Genomic DNA, 19,291 nt, shown 5'->3' on the forward strand with positions numbered 1-19,291 from the left:
CCCAGCACGAACTCGGGGCCGACGCGGTCCGACCGACGCCCCGTCGTCGCTCCGCCTTCGCCCAGCCGGTGGGTCATCACCCTCGACGCGCGGGGCGCGCGGCCTTCCGCCGGAGTGTTCCTGATAGGCAGTCGCGGTGAACAACCACGGATCCGCGCGCGGAGCGGACGAGGCCGGCCCCGGCACGGACGGCGGCCACCGGCACGGCACCGGGCGCGGCTGGCCCTTCGCCGTGGCGGCCTACGCCTTCGTCGTCGCGATGTGCGGCACGACGCTCCCCACTCCCCTGTACCGCATGTACCAGCGGGAGTTGGGCTTCTCCTCGTTCCTGGTGACGGTGATCTACGCGGTGTACGCCGTCGGGGTCATCGTGGCGCTACTCCTGTTGGGACAGCTGTCGGACTCGGTGGGCCGGCGGCCGGTTCTGCTGGCCGGGCTGGTGTTGTCGGCGCTGAGCGCGGTGTCCTTCCTCTTCGAGCGCGGGCTGCCGGAGCTGTTCGCGGGCCGGGTCCTGTCGGGGCTGTCCGCGGGCCTGTTCACGGGAACCGCGACCGCCGCCGTGGTGGAGCTCGCGCCCCGGCGGTGGGCCGCGTCCGCCACGCTGATCGCCACCGCGGCCAACATGGGCGGCCTGGGCAGCGGACCGCTGCTGGCGGGCCTGATCGCGCAGTACGCGTCGGACCCGCTCCACCAGGTGTTCATCGCGGACCTGGCACTCGTGGCGGCGGCCGTCGTCGGCGTCCTGCTGATCCCGGAGACGGTACGGGACCGGGACGGCACGTCGCGCCGCCCCCGGCCCCTGCACGTGCCGCCGTCGGTGCGCCCCGCCTTCGTCCCGGCGGCCATGGCGGGCTTCGCGGGGTTCGCCACCTTGGGGCTCTTCACCTCGGTGGCGCCGAGCTTCCTGAGCGAGGTGGTGGGGGTGAGTGAACCCGCGGTGTCCGGCACGGTGGTCTTCACGGTCTTCGCGGCGTCGACGGCCGGTCAGTTGCTGATGGGCCGGGTGGGGGTCCAGCGGGCGCTGCCCTGGGGCTGCGTGATCCTGGTGGTGGGCATGGCGCTGATCTCGTCCGCGCTGCTGACGTCCTCCCTGCCCCTGCTGGTGGCGGGGGCGCTGACCGCGGGCGCGGGGCAAGGGCTGTCGTTCAGGGCCGGTGTCACCGACGTGAGCCGGCACAGCCCGCCCGAACGGCGCGCGGAGATCACCTCCGCGCTGTTCGTCGTGCTGTACGTGGCGATCTCGATCCCCGTCGTCGGCGTGGGGATCATGGCCGTCACGCTGGGACTGCGGCAGTCGGGCCTGATCTTCAGCGGCTGCGTCGCGCTGCTGGCGGCTGCCACGGCGGTGCTGTTGTGGCTGCGAACGGTGCGACAGAACGCTTGAGGGGGACCCCTGCGGCTGGATCGAGCCCGTTCAGTCACAGGGTTCGGCCGCGCTCGTGTCGTACGTACTGATCTCGATCAAGTTGCCGTCGGGATCGCGCACATACGTGCTGGTGATCGGGCCGGTGGCGCCGGTGCGCGGAACGGGGCCCTCTTCCACGGGGACGCCACAGGCGGCCAGGTGGTCGAGAACCTGCTTCTGCGGCAGCTCGGTGACCAGACAGACGTCCGCGCTCCCGGGAGTGGGGCGGGCGGCGCGCGGCAGCGGCTCGCGACCGGCTTCGTGCAGGTTGATCTTGCTGCTTCCGAAGGTGAGCGCGCGGCGCCCCTGTCCGAAGGAGACGGGCTGCATGCCGAGGACGCGCTGGTAGAAGGCGACCGTCCGTTCCACGTCCGCGACGGTCAGCACCACGTGGTCGATTCCCGTGATCCGTACCGGCGGTCCGGAAGGTACGGAGGCGTACTGGCCCAGCTGCCTGTCGCCGGCTTCCTGGGCGGCGCGGGAGAGCAGGTCGCCCGAGCGGGTGAACAGCCGGTGGAGCTGGGCCCCGTGGCGTGCGGCGAGTTCGGCGTTGTGGGCCATCACATCGAGCTCGTTGGCGGCGGTGATCTCCATGAAGGCGCGCAGATCGGCCTCCTCCGGCGCGTGCTCCGTGCCGGTGAAGCGGTCCCGGAAGACCACCGGCTCCACGCCTCCGAGCTGCGGATAGACCACGCCGCGGTCACAACTGGCGTACAGATAGACGAGCGCCTCGGCCCTGTCGCCGATCACCTCGGCGAGTACGGCTCGTTCGGTGACGGGCAACAAGGACTCGTCGAAGCCGTCGGTTCCGTACGTCGCGTGGCACAGCCCCGCGATCTGGGTCGAGGGATCGGCTCCCCACTCGGCCAACAGGTCGCGCACACGGCCGAGATGTTCCAGAAGCGTGCCGCCCGGATGGGGCATCCGCGCTGCTCCCCGGCCGTGCAGGAAGGCTTCCGCTCGTGACCAGGAGGGTGCGGTTCCACGGCCGTCAGTCATAGTCACGAGTTATAGTCGTGGCGTGACCGAGCAGGCAACCACGCCCGGCCAAGTCCCCCCCGGGCAAGCCGCGTCGGCGGGCACGAGCGGTGCCTCGAAGACGCCCTCCTCGGTAAACAGTTCGGCAAGGCCATCAGCGTGACGCGTCAGAGCATCGGCGTAAACGCAGTCCCCGAAGATTTCCCGCCGGCAAACGGGCGCGGCGGGCTCCTGGGAGAGGGACAACGGCCAGGAAGGCCACCTCACCACAGGAGTGTTCGCCACCGAGCGAATTCTGTGAACGATCACCCGGGCCGCCCGGGGAAACCCCAGCAGGTGACGGGAGTCTCAGCCGCCGGGGTGGCAGCCCGGGGCGGGAGGGGCGTCCGCGTTCGACTGCGGACGGGGGCCCGCAGACGAACAGGCCCGCTGTGAGGTAGATCAGAACTCAAGCCATTATCAAGCGGAAAGAGAAGCCCTCTTATGACGCACATCGTCCTCCCCGGCCAGCGCCCCGAAGGCCGCCGTGGATTCGAGATCGTCCTCTCCAGCAAGATGACGGGCCAGGCGGCCTCCTGGGTGGAAACCCGCCAGGGACCGGCCTGGTCGGGCCCTCCGCTGCACACCCACGCCGAGTCCACGGAGACGTACTACGTCGTCTCCGGCACTCTCTTGGTCCAGGTCGACGACGAGGTCGTGGAGCTGCGTCCGCGCGCCCTCGCCCACATCACCAGTGGCACGCGCCACACCTGGGCCACTCCGCCCGGCGAGGGCGCCCACTTCCTCACCCTTCACATGCCCGGCGGTTACGAGGACTACCACCCGACCGCCCTCCAGGCCGAGAAGGACAACGGCGGCCCCCTCACTCAGGAAGACCTTTTCAAGATCGCCGCCCGCTTCGACTGGCGCCCCGCCGGTGACACGCCGATGCGCCTCACCCCCGACGGCCGCCTCGTCCCCGCTTCCCAGGCCGACGACGAGGCCGCCCGCCTCCGCCAGGAATGGCTGGCCGCTCAGGGCGAGAGCGCCGAGATCACCCCCATTCACGACCCCGGCTTCTACGTCACCAACCAGCCCGCGTAGCCGACGACACCGCGCACACGATCAGGCACGTGCAGGCGTGCCGCACCGCCGTCCTGACCGCATGTCAGGTCAGGAAACGCGGTACTGCTCCGCCTGCTTCTCCCTCAGGGTCAGCCCGAGGCCGGGGGCGTCGCTCCCGCCGGGGCTGATCGTCCCCCCGGCCGGGGAGAGCGTCCCCTCGAAGAAGAGGGACTCGATGCGGACGTGGTCGTGGAACCATTCCAGGTGCCGCAGGTTGGGGACGGCCGCCGCCGCGTGGGCGTGCGCGTGGGGCGCGCAGTGGCCGGAGATCTCCAGGCCGGCGGCCTCCGCGAGGGCCGCGGCCCGCAGCCAGACGGTGATGCCGCCACACCGGGTCACATCCGCCTGGAGGCAGTCCACGGCGCCGGCGCGCAGCATTCGGTCGAAGTAGGCGAGCGTGTAGCCGTATTCACCGGCGGTGACGTCCAGCGGGACGGCCGCCCGGACGAGGGCGAGGCCTGGCAGGTCGTCGGAGGAGACGGGCTCCTCGAACCAGGTCACGCCCTGGGCGTGGAGGTGCTCCGCCATGCGCACGGCCTGCTTGGCCGTGTACCCGCCGTTGGCGTCCACGTACAGCTCGGCGCTGTCGCCGATGACGGCGCGTGCCCGGGCCACGCGCGCGCGGTCGCGCTCTTCGGCCCGCCCCCACGACTCGCCGATTTTGATCTTCACGCGTGCGATGCCCTGGTCGTGCACCCAGGCGCTCAGCTGACGGGCCTGGGTCTCCTCGTCGTACGTGGTGAAGCCGCCGCTGCCGTAGACGGGGAGCTCGGTCCGGGCCGCGCCGAGGAGACGGCCGAGCGGCACACCGAGGACGCGTGCCTTGAGGTCCCACAGGGCGATGTCGACGGCCGACACCGCCCCGGCGATCAGCCCCGGGCGGCCCGCGTTGCGTACGGCACGGGTCATCGCCTCGTTCGCGGCCGGGACGTCCCAGACGGGTCGGCCGGTGACGGCGTCGGCCAGCAGACCCTCCACGACCGCGGCGGTCTGCGCGGCGCCATAGGTGTAGCCGAGGCCCGTCGTGTCTCCCGAGCGCGCCCGGACCAGCACCAGCGTCGTGGAGTCCCACGCCAGGGTGCCGTCGGCCTCGGGCAGATCGGTGGGCACGGTGTAGACGGCCGTCTCGATGCCGTCCACCCATGGGCCGTCCGAGCTCTGCTTCCCCACGCTCATGCACCGCCCTTCGGGTCCGGCCGGACGTCGCGGGGCCCGCCGCCCGGCTCCATCTCCTGTGCGTTCGCCCGGGGTTACTTGCCCCGTCCGGTGACGAAGTCGCGGGCGCGGTCGACGAGTCCGGCTCCGGGGGCGAGGAGCTTGTTGCCGGGAGGGGTGCTGGGGGCGCCGGGGTGCGGCCGGGTGGGCGCCACCTTCTTGGCGGTACGGATCTTGTCGCCGAGGTCGTTCAGCTGCTCGTCGGAGCAGACGCCCGCGAGGGCCGGAAAGAGGTTCTTCTCCTCGTCGGCGATGTGCGCACTGACCTCGGAGATCACCTGGGCGACCAGGGTGTCGAACTCGGCGTCGCCCACGGACGCCTTCTCCAGGTCCTTCAGCAGCTTCTCGACGGTGGCATGGTCCTTGATCTCCCTGTCCGCGATCGCGTCGCCGCCGGGGACGTGCTCGCGCACCGCGGGATAGAGATACATCTCCTCGGCGACCGAGTGACGGACCAGTTCGATGGTGAACTCGTCAGCGACGTCCTTCCGCTTCTCGTCGCGCGGAGGCAGGGCGCGGATCCGGTCGAACATCTCCTCCACCTCGCGGTGGTCGGTCTCCAGTTCCGCGATGACGTTTCCGCCGTGTCCCATGAGGTGCCCTTTCCTGCGAGGGTGGCCTGTTGCGGGGCGATTGCCCGCTGGAGCGACCGGTATGCACGGGTTCCCGCCTCGACAGTAGCCACACCACGTGGCTCCCGCCGCCACCGCACCGGCGTCGGCGTGGCGGCGGCGGGAGGCGGGGCCTGCGCGTCAACGCCGCTTCCGCTCCGGCGCCGGCGTACGACTTCGATCCGGAATCCGGACCAGCCGTCAGATGCGGTGGACGGTGTGCAGCTTCTTGGCGTACGTGCCCGTGCCGTCCAGCAGGGATGCGCCGCCCATGTCCGACATGGTGGGGCCGTTGTTCGTCTTGCGGCTGGAGACGAAGCGACGCTTGCCGTCCGCGTCCGCGCCCAGGTAGATGCCGACGTGGTCCACCGTGACGGTCGGGTTGTCGTCGCCGGAGTCGGCGTTGAACAGCACCAGGTCACCGGGCTGGAGCAGGGTCGCGGCAGGCGGGTTCGTCCCGTCGGTCTGGTCGATGCGCACGCCGGGCGTGTAGTCGACCATGTTCCGGGACTTGCGCGGGATGCGGGTGTGGGAGGTGTCCTCGCCCGCGGCCATCGGTACGCCCATGTGGTAGCCGTACACCATGCGCGTGAAGCCGGAGCAGTCGAGGTTGCCGACCTGCTTGCTCGACGGGCCGGTGTAGGTGCCGTCGGGGAAGGTCCAGCCGGTGTTCATGTACTCGTGGAAGTCGGCGCCCTCGTAGCGGTAGCCCTGCGGGTCGAGGTAGCCGTAACCCGCCTCGCCCAGGACCTGCTTGTCCTTGGCCGGCCCGGAGCCGCTGACGACCGTGGGCGCGGCGGCGAGGAACATCGCCGCGTACGCGAGGACGTCGGGCGCCGTCGAGCCCGCCCAGGCGCGGATGGTCTTCTCCAGCTCCGGCGTCCAGTTCCCGTCGAAGGGCTCGGGCAGCACCCGCACCCAGTCGCCGTGGGTGACGCTCGGCGGTGTGGCCCAGGTGGACTCGTCCATCTGGAAGCGGCTGACGACGAGCTTGACCGGCAGGTTGGTGCAGCCGTTGTTGGCCAGGGCGCGCAGGCCGACCCGTCCCTTGCCGAAGGTGGCGTCGGTGGTGTCGCCGGTCCAGGCGGCCGGCTCCGTGGAAGCCGTGCGCCAGGCCTTCACCAGGATGCGGGTGCCCTCGCGGCGTACCCGGATCGTCCAGTCCGTGCCGGCGGTGACGCCCGTGGCGAGGGTGAGGGCGGTCGTGTTCGGCAGCAGGCTGACCGTGTCGGCGACCTCCTTCTCCACGCGCAGCTCGACCGCGCCGGTCGTCAGGAAGGACAGCCGGGCCCGGTAGTTGTTGCTGGTGTCCTGGTAGCCGAAGGACAGCGCGTAGGAGCACGCCTGGCCGGTGGGCACCTTGTCGAAGTGCGCCACGGACCGCACGTCGAAGTCGGTGATCTCGCCGTCGCGCAGGGTGGCGTGGCGGCTGGCGAAGTCGGTGGTGAGCGAGATGACACCGGCGCCCGGCACGACCGAGTAGTCGGTGTCGGCGGGCCCCAGGGTCGACCAGCTGCCGCCGCCCGGGGAGGTGCCCCAGTACGAGCGGTCCGCCACGGGCAGCGACAGGTCCGGCAGGGTGCGCCCGAAGTCGTCCACGAAGGACTTCTTGTTCTCCGAGAACGTCCGCTGCGGACCCGGCAGGACGACGGTACGGGCGCCGTGCGTCAGCAGGGCGACGCGCTTGCCGCCGGAGGTGACCTCGGTGCGGGCCGGGGTGCCCGACAGTACGGCGGCGGTGAGCGGGGTGTTCAGCGTCAGCTGGCTGAAATAGGAGGCGTTCAGCGGCGGCAGCGTCACCGAGGAGCGCGGCGAGGCCAGACCGGTGGGCGCCGCGAGGGACCCGGCGGAACCGGCGGCAACGGTGGAACCCGCGGCACGTGCCGGGGCTGCGGCCAGGCCGCTGAGCGGAACGGAGGCGGCAGAGGCCGCGAAAACGGCGAGCAGGCCGCGTCTGGAAGTGTGGGACATGCGGGCCATCATGAGCCAGTGGCGGGTGGCGGGTGACACCGGGCCCCAGGGGCGTCCGTTGTGAGCGACTCGCGGTCTTTTACAGCGTGCCAAGTTCGGACACCAGAGGCAACCAGGCCATATCCGTTCTGGTCGCGTCAGATCAGGTGATTCGCCGGACCCGGCCCTGGCGGGACGTTCCTCTTCTCCGACGTCGACGCCGAGACCGCGCCGACCAGGATCAAGGTCGGCTCACACCTGGACGTCCCGGCGTTCCTTGAGCCCGCCGGTGAGGCGGGCATGAACATGTTCGCCCAGTGCACGGCCATGGACGAGGCGGGCAGGCTCGACGCACCCGATCGTCCCCTGGCCCTCGCCACCGGGCGGGCCGGTGACGTCTACCTCTGCCATCCGTTCCTGATCCACGCGGCCCAGGCCCACCACGGCACCGTCCCTCGGTTCCTGGCTCAGCCGCCCCTCATGGCGACCGCGCCGCTGGACCTGGACCGCCCGGACGGCGCCTACTCCCCGGTCGAACGCGCGGTGCGGCTCGGCCTGGCCCCGTTGTAGTTGACGGTGCGGGGCACCGCTGCGACGCGCTGCCGGGGGCCACGCGCCGCAGCTCCTCACCCCGCGCCGCTCAGGCCGTCCGCACCTCCAGGACCGTGACCGAGTAGGGGGCGAAGGTCGCCGTGAAGGCGGGTGTGATGCCGCCGACGGACCGGCTGTGCGGGACCACCGCCTCCGGGTCGCCGAGGGTGTTGGTGGCCTTCCTGTCCGCCGCGGTCAGGACCGTGACGGTGCCGGTCGACGCCGTGCGGGCGACCCCCCGCAGGGAGACGGCCGTCTTGCGGGCCGTGCCGCTCGTGTTGACCACCGCGAGGTAGACGCGGCGGCTGCCCGGGTCATGGGTGGTGACGACGTTCAGGCCCGGCAGCGCGCGCACCTCGGTGGGCAGCACCACCGTGCCCCGGCGGGTGCGCAGCATCTGCTGTGCGTAGTAGCTGGGCGAGTTGTAGCTGGTCAGGCCGGAGTACGCGATGAGATTGGTGGCCCAGGTGTTGTCGTTGACGTGGCTGAACAGCGGCGCGTACGACTCCATCAGGACCTGGTCGGAGTTGCGGATCATCCCGGCCACCCAGGACGCGTCGCCGAGCGCCGCGTCGAGGTTGGGGGTGGGGCGGCCCTCCTGCGCGGCCCACTCCCCGACGAAGACCTTGGGGCTGTGGCGGTCCCGGCCGTCGTATTTGTGCGAGCCCGCCTGGAACGCGGACGGCGACTGGTAGTAGTGCTCGTCGATCAGGTCGTACGGGCGCGAGGCGACCGGTGTCGTGGCGATCAGCTTCAGAGCCGGATACCGGGCCTTGATCGCGTCATAAAAGGCAGCATAACGCTCTTCGTACGAGCCGGACTTGTCGAACCAGTCCTCGTTGCCGATCTCCACGTACTTGAGGGGGTAGGGCGCCGCGTGTCCGTCGGCCGCGCGCCTGGCGCCCCAGGTGGAGGTGGCGGGCCCGGTGATGTACTCGATCTGGTCGAGGGCGTCCTGCACGAAGGGCTTCAGGGCGTCGCCGGTGACGTGGGCGCCTTGCAGGGAGTACCCGGCGTACACACACAGCAGCGGGGTGCAGCCCAGGTCCTCGGTCATCTGGAGGTATTCGGGCAGGCCCAGTCCGTCGGTGGACCAGTATCCCCAGGCGGAGTTGTGGTGACCGGGCCGCTGCTCGACGGGGCCGATCGTCTTCTTCCAGTCGAAGCGGTCGGCGATGACGTTGCCTTCGAGGTAGTTGCCGCCGGGGAAGCGCAGGAACGCGGGGCGCAGGGCGGCGAGCTTCTCCATCAGGTCCACCCGCAGGCCGTTGCGCCTGCCCTTGTACGTCGGCGGGAAGAGGGAGACCTGGCTCAGCCAGAGCGTGCCGGCGGCCCCGGCGGTGACGACCAGGCGGGCGTTGAGGGTCGTGGGGGCGCCGGGTCCCGTGCGCAGGGTCAGCTCGTGCTTGCGCCAGGCGCTGGTGAGCGCGCCCGTGGTCGCGGTGGCGTGGACCCTGCCGTCCGTGCCGACGATCGAGACCGTCAACTTGCCCTTCCTGGACGGCGACTTGACGTAGAGCGAGGCGCGGTACGTGGTGGCGGGGCGGACCGGGATGCCCCAGAAGCCCTCGTTCGCGACGCCGTCCCCGGCGGCGGTGGCGGTGACGCGCAGCGACTGGGTGAGGGCCTGGTTGAGCGGCTGTCCGGGGTCCACGGCGAAGGTGGCGGTGCCTACGGTGGACCAGTGCAGCGGCGTGGCCGCGGCCATGAAACTGCGGTTGTTGACGAGTTCGGCGTAGAGGCCGCCCTCGCCGCTGTGGTTGATGTCCTCGAAGAAGATCCCCCCGAGTTCCGGGCTGACCACGGGGCCCGGCCGGGTGGTGTCGATGGTCAGCAGCGGTCGCGTGGAGTCCACCGGCACACCTGCGAGGGCCGCGGCCTGCTCGGCGGTGAGGGCGGTGTCGAAGACCTGGACCTCGTCGATGAGGCCATGTGCCTGGTCGACTTCCGCGCCCGCGAACAGGCCGCGGCCGACGGCGGTCGCGCCGCCCGCGCGCCAGCCGCCGGTGTAGGGGGCCTCACCCTCCAGGACGCCGTTGACGTACAGCCGGACGGTCCCGGCGGCCACGTCGTCAACCCCGAGCAGGTGGTACCACGTGCCGGTCACCGGGGCGAAGGAGGCACCGGCCACGGCGGCGGCGCCGTTCGCGGAGGAGGTGTCGGAGGGCAGCCGGGTGAAGGCGAACGCGCCGGTGTCGTCGCGCAGTTGCAGGAAGAAGCCGCTGACCTGGGCGCCGTCGACGGACACGTAGGTCTGGTATCCGTTGGTAGCGGTGAGCCGGACCCAGGCGGAGACGCTGAAGCTCTTGGTGGTGTCGACCACGGGCCCCGGAGCGGTGGCGTTGCCGCCCGCTGACACGTCGAGGCTGGACGCTCCCGACTTCGCCGCGCCCCAGCGAGCGCCCGCGTTGAGGGTGAGCGTGCGGCCGGCGGCGCTGTCGGCGGCGCTGGTTCCGGCCGTCTCGTCGAAGGCCCAGTGGGCGACGGGCGCGGGGATCGCGACGGCGGCGGGGTGCGCGTCGGCGGCGGGGTGCGCGCCGGCGGCCCACGCCGGGGAGGCCGCGAACGCGGGGCCGATCGCCCCGGCCAGCGGCAGTGCGCCGAGCGCGCTGACGATGGCTCTGCGGCTGGGCCCGGAGTCAGGTCGCTCCGTCGACCCGGGTTCCTCCGTCGGCCCGGTGGGGGTGCGTGGGGTCATGCTGAACTCCTCGACTCTCGGTGCGGGTTCGAGATTTCGGACAGTGTTCTGCATTTCGTCACTGCTGTGCCGCCGGGAGCATTCCGCTTCTCCGGCCCCCGCGTCAACACCCGAGGCGGCCCGCGACCGTTCCACAGGGCGGTGAGCACCACTGACTCCGGAACGGTTCCCGCGCGACCCATTGACACCCGCGACCGCACGTCATTACCGTCACGCCAACATTTCGAACGTGTGACGAAATATCGAACGTCCTGGCCGCAGCATCGGGAGCAACTGCCTTGCGAATCACCGGAATCACCACGCACGTCGTCGGGACCCCCTGGCGCAACCTCACATACGTCCAGGTCCACACCGACGAGGGCCTCACCGGAGTGGGCGAGACCCGCATGCTCGGCCACACCGACGCGCTCCTCGGATATCTGCGCGAGGCCGAGGCCAACCACATCGCCGGCTCGGACCCGTTCGCGGTCGAGGACCTCGTGCGCCGGATGAAGTACGGCGACTACGGGCGCGCCGGCGAGATCGTGATGTCCGGCATCGCGGTCATCGAGATGGCGTGCTGGGACATCAAGGGCAAGGCGCTCGGCGTCCCCGTCTGGCAGCTGCTCGGCGGCAAGGTGACGGACCGGGTCAAGGCGTACGCCAACGGCTGGTACACGACCGAGCGCACCCCGGAGGCCTACCACAAGGCGGCCCGTGCGGTCGTCGAGCGCGGCTACCGGGCGCTGAAGATCGACCCGTTCGGCACCGGCCACTTCGAGCTCGACCACCAGCAGACCCGGTACGCCGTGTCGCTGATCGAGGCCGTACGGGACGCGATCGGCCCCGACACGGAGCTGATGCTGGAGATGCACGGGCGCTTCTCGCCGTCCACGGCCGTGCGCCTGGCCCGCGATCTCGCGCCGTTCAAGCCCGCCTGGCTGGAGGAGCCGGTGCCGCCGGAGAACCTCAAGGCGCTGGAGAAGGTCGCCGCCAAGGTGGACATCCCGGTCGCGACCGGCGAACGCATCCACGACCGCATCGAGTTCAGGGAGCTCTTCGAGTCGCAGGCCGTCGACATCATCCAGCCCGACGTGGGCCACATCGGCGGCATCCTGGAGACCCGCAAGCTCGCCGCGACCGCCGAGGCGCACTACGTGCTGGTCGCGCCGCACAACGTGGGCGGCCCGGTGCTCACCGCGGCCAGCCTCCAGGTGGCGGGCTGCACCCCGAACTTCAAGATCCTGGAGCACTTCAACGACTTCGCGGACGCGGAGATCAAGAAGGTCGTCAAGGGCGCCCCCCAGGTCGTCGACGGCTACTTCGAGCTCCCGCAGGCCCCGGGGCTCGGCGTGGAGCTCGATGTGGACGCGGCCGCCGAGTTCCCCCAGCAGCAGGCCCGGTTCGACCTGTGGGCGGAGGGCTGGGAGAAGCGCGCCCCCAAGGCCTCGGGAGGAGCGGGATGACCGGCCGCGCGACCGAGGACCCGGGCGGCGGGCGCAAGACGGAGGGCGTGGGCGCCCGGGCGACCAGCCGCGCGATCATCGTCGACGCGCCCGGCATCCACCACCTGGTCACCGGGCCGCGCCCGCGGCCCGGCTCCGGCGAGGTGCTCGTCGAGGTCGCCGCCGCCGGGATCTGCATGAGCGACCGCGAGGTGTACGACGGCCACCGCGCCCCCGGCTATGTGCACTACCCCGTCACGCCCGGCCACGAGTGGTCCGGGACCGTCGTGGCGGCCGGGCCCGGCGTCGAGCCCGCACTGGTGGGGCGCAAGGCGGTGGCCGAGGGCTTTCGCTACTGCGGGACCTGCGAGCGGTGCCGGGCCGGGGACACCTCCCTGTGCTCCGCCGCGTACGCGGAGACCGGCTTCACCCGTCCCGGCGCCTTCGCCGACCACCTCGTGGTGCCCGCCCGGCTGCTGCACCTGCTGCCGGACGACGCGGACCTGCGCGGCGCGGCCCTGCTGGAGCCGGCCGCGGTGGTCGCCGCGGCCGTCCGGGCGGCCGCGCCGGAGCCGGGCGAACGGATCGCGGTGGTCGGCGCGGGAACGCTCGGGCTGCTCGCGGTCCAGTTCCTGGCCGCCACCACCCCCGGCGAGCTGGCCGTCGTCGACCCGCGGCTCGAACGGGCCGAGCTGGCCTGCCGCATGGGCGCGACCGAGGCCCGTACGCCCGACCTCTCCTCCGAGGCGCACGGCCGCTACGACCTCGTCGTCGAGACGGCCGGGGCCCGCACCACCGCCGCCGACGCCTGTCTCCTGGCCCGGCGTGGGGGCCGGGTCGTCCTCACCGGGATGTTCGCGCAAGGCGCGGTGGGCATCGACCCGGTGCACCTCTCGGTGAGCCAGCTCACCGTGCGGAGCGTCTTCGGCGCCCCGTCCGCCGCCTGGTCGTTCGCCGTACGGGCCTACAGCACGGGCCTCATCGACCCGGCCCGGCTCATCACGCACGAGTTCCCGCTGGAGCGGTACACCGACGCCCTCGCGCTGGTCGGAGGCGGTGACCCGAAGACCGGAAAGGTGCTGCTGCGCCCCTGAGGCCTCGCGCCCGGCCGCAGCGGTACCTGCGCACACCCTATGACCCGAACCTCGTTCGACATATCGAACACCACAGTCTCTTGACCTCCCGTACAAGGAACCCGCCTGTGACCGACGCACCAGCCACCACCCCCTTCCCCGACCCCGAGGGCCCTCGCCGACCCGGTGAACCGGCCCTGGCGACACTGGGTCTGGCCGCGCCTCGCGGCAACCCCGCCGACCTCTCCCCGCACACGTTCCCCGACGGAGGCACCTGGCGTACCGAGCTCCCCTCCGTCGAGGGCCCGGAGGCGCTCGCCGTCGTACTGAAGGAGTCGTCCCGCCTCGACGTGCCCGTCCACCGCGTCAGCCAGGGCAGCGGCGTGTGGATGCTCTCCGACGCCGAGATCACCGAGATGGTGGAGGGCTGCGCCGAGCGTGACATCGAGCTCTGCCTGTTCACGGGGCCGCGCGGCACCTGGGACGCCGGGGCCTCCGTCCGTACCGACTCGGGCGGCGCGGGGCTGCGCGCCCGTGGCCATGACGCGCTCGCCGGATGCGTCGAAGACGCCCTGCGCGCCGCCGAGTTGGGTGTGCGCTGCCTGCTCGTGGCCGACGAGGGCGTGCTGTGGAGCCTGCACCGGATGCGCGAGCAGGGCCTGCTGCCCGCCAACACCACCCTGAAGGTCTCCGCGCTGATCGGCCCGGTCAACCCGGCTTCGGTGGCGGTGTACGAGCAGCTGGGCGCCGACTCCGTCAACGTGCCGTCCGATCTGACGTCTGCTCACTTCACCGAGATCCGGCGGGTGTCGAGGGTCCCCCTGGACCTCTACATCGAGGCGCCCGACGACCTCGGCGGCTATGTGCGGATGTACGAGGCGGCCGAGCTGATCCTCCGCGCCGCCCCGCTCTACCTCAAGTTCGGCCTCTCCCGCGCGCCCGGCATCTACCCCTACGGCGCCCATCTGCGCGACACCGCCCTGGAAACCGCCCGCGAGCGGGTGCGCCGGGGCCGGCTCGTCCTCGATCTGCTCGCCCGCCTCGGCGCCGACGGCGGCATGTCCCCGCTCGGCTCCCGCCTCCCCGGCCCCCTGCACCGCTTCCCCGCGAACCCGAAGGACTGATGATCATGCGCCGCAACCGACCAGTCGCACTCGCCCTCCTCGCCGGATCCCTCGTCCTCGCCCTCACTGCCTGCGGGCAGGACAGCGAGGGCGGTGGCAAGGCGACGCCCAAGGGCGGCAAGGGAGCCACGATCGGCATAGCGATGCCGACCAAGTCGTCGGAGCGCTGGATCGCCGACGGAAACAACATGGCCCAGCAGTTCCGCGCGCTCGGCTACAAGACCGACCTCCAGTACGGCGAGGACAGCGTCGACCAGCAGGTCGCCCAGGTCGAGAACATGATCACCAAGGGAGTGGACGCCCTGGTGATCGCGGCCATCGACGGACGCGCGCTCAGCGACGTCCTCAAGCAGGCCGCCGACCAGCACATCAAGGTGATCTCCTACGACCGTCTCATCCTCGGCTCGCCGAACGTCGACTACTACGCGTCGTTCGACAACGAGAAGGTGGGCGTGCTCCAGGCCACGTACATCGTCGACAAGCTGGGCCTCAAGGGCGGCAAGCAGGGCCCCTTCAACATCGAGCTGTTCGCCGGATCGCCGGACGACAACAACACCCGCTACTTCTTCCAGGGCGCCCTCAAGACGCTTCAGCCCTACATCGACAAGAAGCAGCTCGTCGTCCGCAGCGGTCAGACCCGGCTCAACCAGGTGACCACGCTTCGCTGGGACGGCGCCACCGCGCAGAAGCGCATGGACGACCTCCTGACGAAGTCGTACTCCACCGAGCACGTCGACGCCGTCCTCTCGCCGTACGACGGGATCTCGATCGGCATCCTGTCCGCACTGCGCTCCGGCGGCTACGGAACCGCCGCCAAGCCGTACCCGGTGGTCACCGGGCAGGACGCCGAGGTGGCGTCCGTGAAGTCCATCATCGCGGGCGACCAGGCCCAGACCGTCTACAAGGACACCCGCGCCCTGGCCAAGCAGGCCGTGCAGATGGCCGACGCGGTGCTCACCGGCAAGACGCCTCAGGTCAACGACACCAAGACGTACGACAACGAGAAGAAGGTCGTGCCGGCCTTCCTGCTCAACCCGGTCAGTGTCGACAAGTCCAACTACCAGGCCACGCTGGTCGACTCGGGCTACATCAAGGCGAGTGACCTGAAGTGAGCAACCCGGACACGGCGGCGCCCATCCTGGAGATGCGCTCCATCGTCAAGACGTTCCCGGGCGTCCGGGCACTCTCGGACGTGTCCCTCACCGTGGCGCCCGGTGAGGTGCACGCCATCTGCGGTGAGAACGGCGCGGGCAAGTCCACCCTGATGAAGGTGCTCAGCGGCGTACACCCGCACGGCAGCTACGAGGGCGACATCCTCTTCCAGGGGGAGCCCTGCGCGTTCAAGGACATGAGGGCCAGTGAGGCGCGCGGCATCGTCATCATCCACCAGGAGCTGGCGCTCGTCCCCTACCTCTCCATCGCCGAGAACATCTTCCTCGGCAACGAGCACGCCACCCGGGGCATCGTGAGCTGGGGCGAGACGCTCAAGCACGCGGCGCGGCTGATGAAGAGGGTGGGCCTGCGCGACCATCCGCAGACCCGGGTGGCGGACATCGGGGTCGGCAAGCAGCAGCTCGTGGAGATCGCCAAGGCCCTCTCCAAGGAGGTCCGGCTGCTGATCCTGGACGAGCCGACCGCCGCGCTCAACGACGAGGACAGCGCCCATCTCCTCGACCTGATCCTGGAGCTCAAGGCCCAGGGGATCGCCTCGATCATCATCTCGCACAAGCTCAACGAGATCGCGGCGGTCGCCGACTCGGTCACCGTCCTGAGGGACGGCAGAACCATCGAGACCCTCGATGTGAAGGCCCCGGACACCACCGAGGAGCGCATCATCCGGTCCATGGTCGGCCGCGACCTCGACCACCGCTTCCCGCCGCGCACCCCCTACGACGGCGATCCGGGTGCCCACCCCGCCCTGGAGGTGCGGGACTGGACCGTGCACCACCCCATCGACCAGCAGCGCAAGGTCGTCGACGACGTCACGCTGCATGTGCGGCGGGGCGAGATCGTGGGCGTCGCCGGGCTGATGGGGGCGGGCCGCACCGAACTGGCCATGAGCGTCTTCGGCCGCTCCTACGGCCGGGGCATCAGCGGCACGGTATGGAAGGACGGCCGCGAGATCCGTACGAAGACCGTCCCCGAGGCGGTCGGCCACGGCATCGCGTACGTCACGGAGGACCGCAAGCACTACGGCCTCAACCTCATCGACACCATCAGCCGCAACATCACCCTGGGCGCCCTCGACAAGGTGTCCCGGCGCGGGATCGTCGACGAGCACGAGGAGCGGCGGGTCGCCGAGTCGTACCGCACCTCCATGGGCATCAAGGCGCCGACCGTCTTCGAGCCGGTCGGGCGGCTGTCCGGCGGCAACCAGCAGAAGGTCGTCCTCAGCAAGTGGATCTTCGCGGGTCCCGATGTGCTGATCCTCGACGAGCCCACGCGCGGCATCGACGTGGGCGCCAAGTACGAGATCTACACCGTCATCGACCAGCTCGCCGCCCAGGGCAAGGCCGTCGTCTTCATCTCCTCCGAACTGCCCGAACTCCTCGGCATGTGCGACCGCATCTACACGATGGCGGCCGGCCGGCTCACCGGCGAGGCCGCCCGGGCGGACGCGACCCAGGAAGTACTGATGCGCCTCATGACCACGCACGACATGACCACGAACAAGAGGTAGCCGAAAATGGGTCCGGTCACCACCGACGCCGCACCGAGCACCCCGAGGACTCCCGAGCCCCCTCGCTCCCCCACCGGGGCGCTGCTCCTGGACGCGGCCCGACGCAACATGCGCCAGTACGGGATGCTGGTCGCGCTCGGACTGATCGTCGTGCTGTTCCAGATATGGACCGACGGCGTCCTGCTCAAGCCGAACAACGTCACCAACCTGGTGCTCCAGAACAGCTACATCCTCGTTCTCGCCATCGGCATGGTGATCGTCATCATCGCCGGCCACATCGACCTGTCGGTGGGCTCACTGGCGGCCTTCGTCTCGGCGGCGTGCGCCGTGATGATGGTGGAGCACCATGTGCCCTGGGTGCTCGCCCTGGCCGTCGCGCTCGCCATCGGCGCGGTCGCGGGCGCCTGGCAGGGGTTCTGGATCGCGTACGTCGGCATCCCGTCCTTCATCGTCACGCTCGCCGGGATGCTGCTCTTCCGGGGCGGCACCCAGATCCTGCTCGGATCCCGCTCGCTCGGCCCGTTCCCCGAGGGCTTCCAGAAGATCTCCACCGGATACCTTCCGGAGGTCGGACCCGACACCAACTACCACAACCTCACCCTCCTGCTGGGGCTGACCCTGATCACGGTCGTCCTGATCCAGGAGGTGCGCTCCCGGCGGCGTGAGCAGGCGTACGAACTCGATGTGCTCCCGCGCGGCCTGTTCCTGGCCAAGTGCGTGGCAATGGCCGCCGCGGTCCTCGCCTTCACCTTCACCCTGGCCAGCTACCGGGGCGTACCTGTGGTGCTGCTCCTGCTGGCCGCCCTGCTCATCGGGCTCGGCTTCGTGATGCGCAACGCGGTCGTGGGACGCCATGTGTACGCGCTCGGCGGCAACCAGGCGGCGGCGAAGCTCTCCGGCGTCAAGGACAAGCGGGTCACCTTCCTGGTCTTCGTCAACATGGGGATCCTCGCCGCCCTGGCCGGTGTCGTCTTCGCGGCGCGCCTGAACGCGGGCACCCCCAACGCGGGCGTCAACTTCGAACTGGAGGCCATCGCGGCCGCCTTCATCGGCGGCGCCTCGATGAGCGGCGGCGTCGGCACGGTGCTGGGCGCGATCATCGGCGGCCTGGTGCTCGGCGTCCTCAACAACGGTATGTCGCTGGTCGGCGTCGGCACCGACTACCAGCAGGTCATCAAGGGCTTCGTCCTGCTGGCCGCGGTGGGCTTCGACGTCTGGAACAAACGCAAGGTCGGCTCATGACACACCATCACCTTCCCTCAGGAGCAGTGGACATGAACACCAGCAGACGTACGGTCATGGCGGCGGGCCTCGCCGCGGGCGTGGCAGCGACGAGCGTGGGCACGGCCCACGCCGCACCGGCGCACGCCGCGCCGGGCCGCACCCCCACCAAGACGCTGTTCGGCACCCTGGCCGACGGCACCCCCGTACACCTGTGGGCCGTCGCCAACGGCGGGATCCGCCTGGAGGTCCTCTCCTACGGCGGGCTCGTGCACCGCCTCGACGTGCCCGACCGGCACGGCCACCGGGCCAACATCGCGCTCGGCTTCGACAACCTCGCGGACTACGTCGCCAAGTCCCCGTACTTCGGCGGTCTCATCGGCCGCTTCGGCAACCGCATCGGGGCGGGCAAGTTCACCCTCGACGGGCACACCTACCAACTGCCGCTCAACGACGGTGTGAACAGCCTGCACGGCGGCACCAAGGGATTCGACAAGCAGATGTGGCACGTCGAGCCCTTCGCCGGTCGCTCCGGCACCGGGCTCGTGCTCTCCCGCATCTCACCGGACGGCGAGATGGGCTACCCCGGCACCCTGAAGGTCCAGGTCACCTACACCCTCACGGCGCGCGGCGAGTGGCGCATCGACTACTCGGCGACCACCGACCGGGCGACCGTCGTCAACCTCACCAGCCACACCTACTTCAATCTGGCGGGCGAGGGCAGCGGCCCGGTCTACGACCACACCCTCGAACTGGCCGCCGCCCGCTACACCCCGGTCGACGCGGGCCTCATCCCGACCGGCGAACTGGCCCGGGTGTCCGGGACCCCGTTGGACTTCCGGCGTACGAAGCCGATCGGCCGGGACATCCGCACGAGCCACCAACAGCTGCTCTACGCCAAGGGATTCGACCACAACTGGGTCCTGGACAAGGGGCGGACGTCGCATCCCGAGTACGCGCTCACGCTCGCCGAGCCGCGCTCCGGGCGGGTGATGAAGATGTACACCACCGAGCCGGGCATGCAGTTCTACAGCGGCAACTTCCTGGACGGCACCCTGGTCGGCACATCGGGCCACATCTACCGCCAGGGCGACGCCCTCTGCCTGGAATCCCAGCACTTCCCGGACTCGCCCAACCACCCCGAATTCCCGTCCACGGTGCTGCGCCCGGGCCAGACGTACCGGACGTCGACCGTGCACGCCTTCTCGACCCGCTGA

General features: G+C 70.7%; 14 protein-coding genes and 1 pseudogene. 10 read left to right on the top strand and 5 right to left on the bottom strand.

What is annotated here, in order from left to right; genetic code table 11:
• The first annotated feature begins 232 nt into the window (after positions 1 to 232).
• Complete coding sequence (locus AB0G17_RS11630; protein WP_361379824.1) at positions 233 to 1,384, top strand: MFS transporter; 1,152 nt, start codon at positions 233 to 235, stop codon at positions 1,382 to 1,384.
• A gap of 30 nt (positions 1,385 to 1,414) precedes the next feature.
• Here AB0G17_RS11630 and AB0G17_RS11635 read toward each other — a convergent pair whose 3' ends face one another.
• Positions 1,415 to 2,404, bottom strand: coding sequence for a VOC family protein (locus AB0G17_RS11635; protein WP_361379370.1), 990 nt, complete (start codon positions 2,402 to 2,404; stop codon positions 1,415 to 1,417).
• A 462-nt stretch (positions 2,405 to 2,866) separates the two neighbouring features.
• On the opposite strand from AB0G17_RS11635, the gene AB0G17_RS11640 reads away from it, so the two are divergent.
• The gene (locus AB0G17_RS11640; RefSeq protein ID WP_361379373.1) at positions 2,867 to 3,466 is read left to right on the top strand and encodes a cupin domain-containing protein; all 600 of its coding nucleotides are present in this window, start codon (positions 2,867 to 2,869) and stop codon (positions 3,464 to 3,466) included.
• Positions 3,467 to 3,535: 69 nt separating this feature from the next.
• Here AB0G17_RS11640 and AB0G17_RS11645 read toward each other — a convergent pair whose 3' ends face one another.
• The 3 genes from AB0G17_RS11645 to AB0G17_RS11655 all read right to left on the bottom strand — a co-directional run bounded on the left by AB0G17_RS11645 (position 3,536) and on the right by AB0G17_RS11655 (position 7,284).
• A complete protein-coding gene (locus tag AB0G17_RS11645; protein ID WP_361379376.1) occupies positions 3,536 to 4,663 on the bottom strand; it encodes an enolase C-terminal domain-like protein in 1,128 nt (375 codons plus the stop codon).
• Between the two features lie 74 nt (positions 4,664 to 4,737).
• Positions 4,738 to 5,295: a hemerythrin domain-containing protein gene (locus AB0G17_RS11650; protein WP_361379379.1), complete on the bottom strand. Its 558-nt coding sequence runs from the start codon at positions 5,293 to 5,295 to the stop codon at positions 4,738 to 4,740.
• Between the two features lie 219 nt (positions 5,296 to 5,514).
• A complete protein-coding gene (locus AB0G17_RS11655) occupies positions 5,515 to 7,284 on the bottom strand; it encodes an NlpC/P60 family protein (RefSeq protein ID WP_361379382.1) in 1,770 nt (589 codons plus the stop codon).
• A gap of 177 nt (positions 7,285 to 7,461) precedes the next feature.
• On the opposite strand from AB0G17_RS11655, the pseudogene AB0G17_RS11660 reads away from it, so the two are divergent.
• Positions 7,462 to 7,833: pseudogene (locus AB0G17_RS11660) on the top strand (phytanoyl-CoA dioxygenase); the annotation flags it as partial.
• Positions 7,834 to 7,903: 70 nt separating this feature from the next.
• Here the strand turns inward: AB0G17_RS11660 and AB0G17_RS11665 are convergent.
• The gene (locus tag AB0G17_RS11665; protein WP_361379385.1) at positions 7,904 to 10,552 is read right to left on the bottom strand and encodes an alpha-L-arabinofuranosidase C-terminal domain-containing protein; all 2,649 of its coding nucleotides are present in this window, start codon (positions 10,550 to 10,552) and stop codon (positions 7,904 to 7,906) included.
• 278 nt (positions 10,553 to 10,830) lie between these two features.
• Between AB0G17_RS11665 and AB0G17_RS11670 the strand changes: the two genes are divergently transcribed.
• The 7 genes from AB0G17_RS11670 to AB0G17_RS11700 all read left to right on the top strand — a co-directional run bounded on the left by AB0G17_RS11670 (position 10,831) and on the right by AB0G17_RS11700 (position 19,291).
• A complete protein-coding gene (locus tag AB0G17_RS11670) occupies positions 10,831 to 11,997 on the top strand; it encodes a mandelate racemase/muconate lactonizing enzyme family protein (RefSeq protein ID WP_361379388.1) in 1,167 nt (388 codons plus the stop codon).
• Positions 11,994 to 13,070 carry an alcohol dehydrogenase catalytic domain-containing protein gene (locus tag AB0G17_RS11675; RefSeq protein WP_361379391.1) on the top strand — a complete coding sequence of 359 codons (1,077 nt, stop codon included), beginning with the start codon at positions 11,994 to 11,996 and terminating at the stop codon, positions 13,068 to 13,070. Before AB0G17_RS11670 ends, AB0G17_RS11675 begins: the two co-directional genes overlap by 4 nt.
• Positions 13,071 to 13,177: 107 nt before the next feature.
• The gene (locus AB0G17_RS11680; RefSeq protein ID WP_361379394.1) at positions 13,178 to 14,173 is read left to right on the top strand and encodes a hypothetical protein; all 996 of its coding nucleotides are present in this window, start codon (positions 13,178 to 13,180) and stop codon (positions 14,171 to 14,173) included.
• Positions 14,173 to 15,285: a multiple monosaccharide ABC transporter substrate-binding protein gene (chvE, locus tag AB0G17_RS11685; protein ID WP_361379397.1), complete on the top strand. Its 1,113-nt coding sequence runs from the start codon at positions 14,173 to 14,175 to the stop codon at positions 15,283 to 15,285. Before AB0G17_RS11680 ends, chvE begins: the two co-directional genes overlap by 1 nt.
• 32 nt (positions 15,286 to 15,317) lie before the next feature.
• Positions 15,318 to 16,853 (top strand): multiple monosaccharide ABC transporter ATP-binding protein, encoded by a 1,536-nt coding sequence (mmsA, locus tag AB0G17_RS11690; RefSeq protein WP_361379827.1) that lies wholly within the window; start codon positions 15,318 to 15,320, stop codon positions 16,851 to 16,853.
• 6 nt (positions 16,854 to 16,859) lie between these two features.
• On the top strand, positions 16,860 to 18,095 hold the full coding sequence (gene mmsB / locus AB0G17_RS11695) for a multiple monosaccharide ABC transporter permease (RefSeq protein ID WP_361379400.1): 1,236 nt from the start codon (positions 16,860 to 16,862) through the stop codon (positions 18,093 to 18,095).
• Positions 18,096 to 18,127: 32 nt separating this feature from the next.
• The gene (locus AB0G17_RS11700; RefSeq protein WP_361379403.1) at positions 18,128 to 19,291 is read left to right on the top strand and encodes an aldose epimerase family protein; all 1,164 of its coding nucleotides are present in this window, start codon (positions 18,128 to 18,130) and stop codon (positions 19,289 to 19,291) included.

It is taken from the genome of Streptomyces sp. NPDC023838, assembly GCF_040639555.1.
GTDB lineage: Bacteria > Actinomycetota > Actinomycetes > Streptomycetales > Streptomycetaceae > Streptomyces.

Bases quoted from the DNA above. Each gene is read 5' to 3' on its own strand.
- AB0G17_RS11635 (WP_361379370.1), bottom strand. From the start codon at position 2,404: ATGACTGACGGCCGTGGAACCGCACCCTCCTGGTCACGAGCGGAAGCC.
- AB0G17_RS11640 (WP_361379373.1), top strand. From the start codon at position 2,867: ATGACGCACATCGTCCTCCCCGGCCAGCGCCCCGAAGGCCGCCGTGGA.
- AB0G17_RS11645 (WP_361379376.1), bottom strand. From the start codon at position 4,663: ATGAGCGTGGGGAAGCAGAGCTCGGACGGCCCATGGGTGGACGGCATC.
- AB0G17_RS11650 (WP_361379379.1), bottom strand. From the start codon at position 5,295: ATGGGACACGGCGGAAACGTCATCGCGGAACTGGAGACCGACCACCGC.
- AB0G17_RS11655 (WP_361379382.1), bottom strand. From the start codon at position 7,284: ATGTCCCACACTTCCAGACGCGGCCTGCTCGCCGTTTTCGCGGCCTCT.
- AB0G17_RS11665 (WP_361379385.1), bottom strand. From the start codon at position 10,552: ATGACCCCACGCACCCCCACCGGGCCGACGGAGGAACCCGGGTCGACG.
- AB0G17_RS11675 (WP_361379391.1), top strand. From the start codon at position 11,994: ATGACCGGCCGCGCGACCGAGGACCCGGGCGGCGGGCGCAAGACGGAG.
- chvE (WP_361379397.1), top strand. From the start codon at position 14,173: ATGATCATGCGCCGCAACCGACCAGTCGCACTCGCCCTCCTCGCCGGA.
- mmsA (WP_361379827.1), top strand. From the start codon at position 15,318: ATGCGCTCCATCGTCAAGACGTTCCCGGGCGTCCGGGCACTCTCGGAC.
- mmsB (WP_361379400.1), top strand. From the start codon at position 16,860: ATGGGTCCGGTCACCACCGACGCCGCACCGAGCACCCCGAGGACTCCC.
- AB0G17_RS11700 (WP_361379403.1), top strand. From the start codon at position 18,128: ATGAACACCAGCAGACGTACGGTCATGGCGGCGGGCCTCGCCGCGGGC.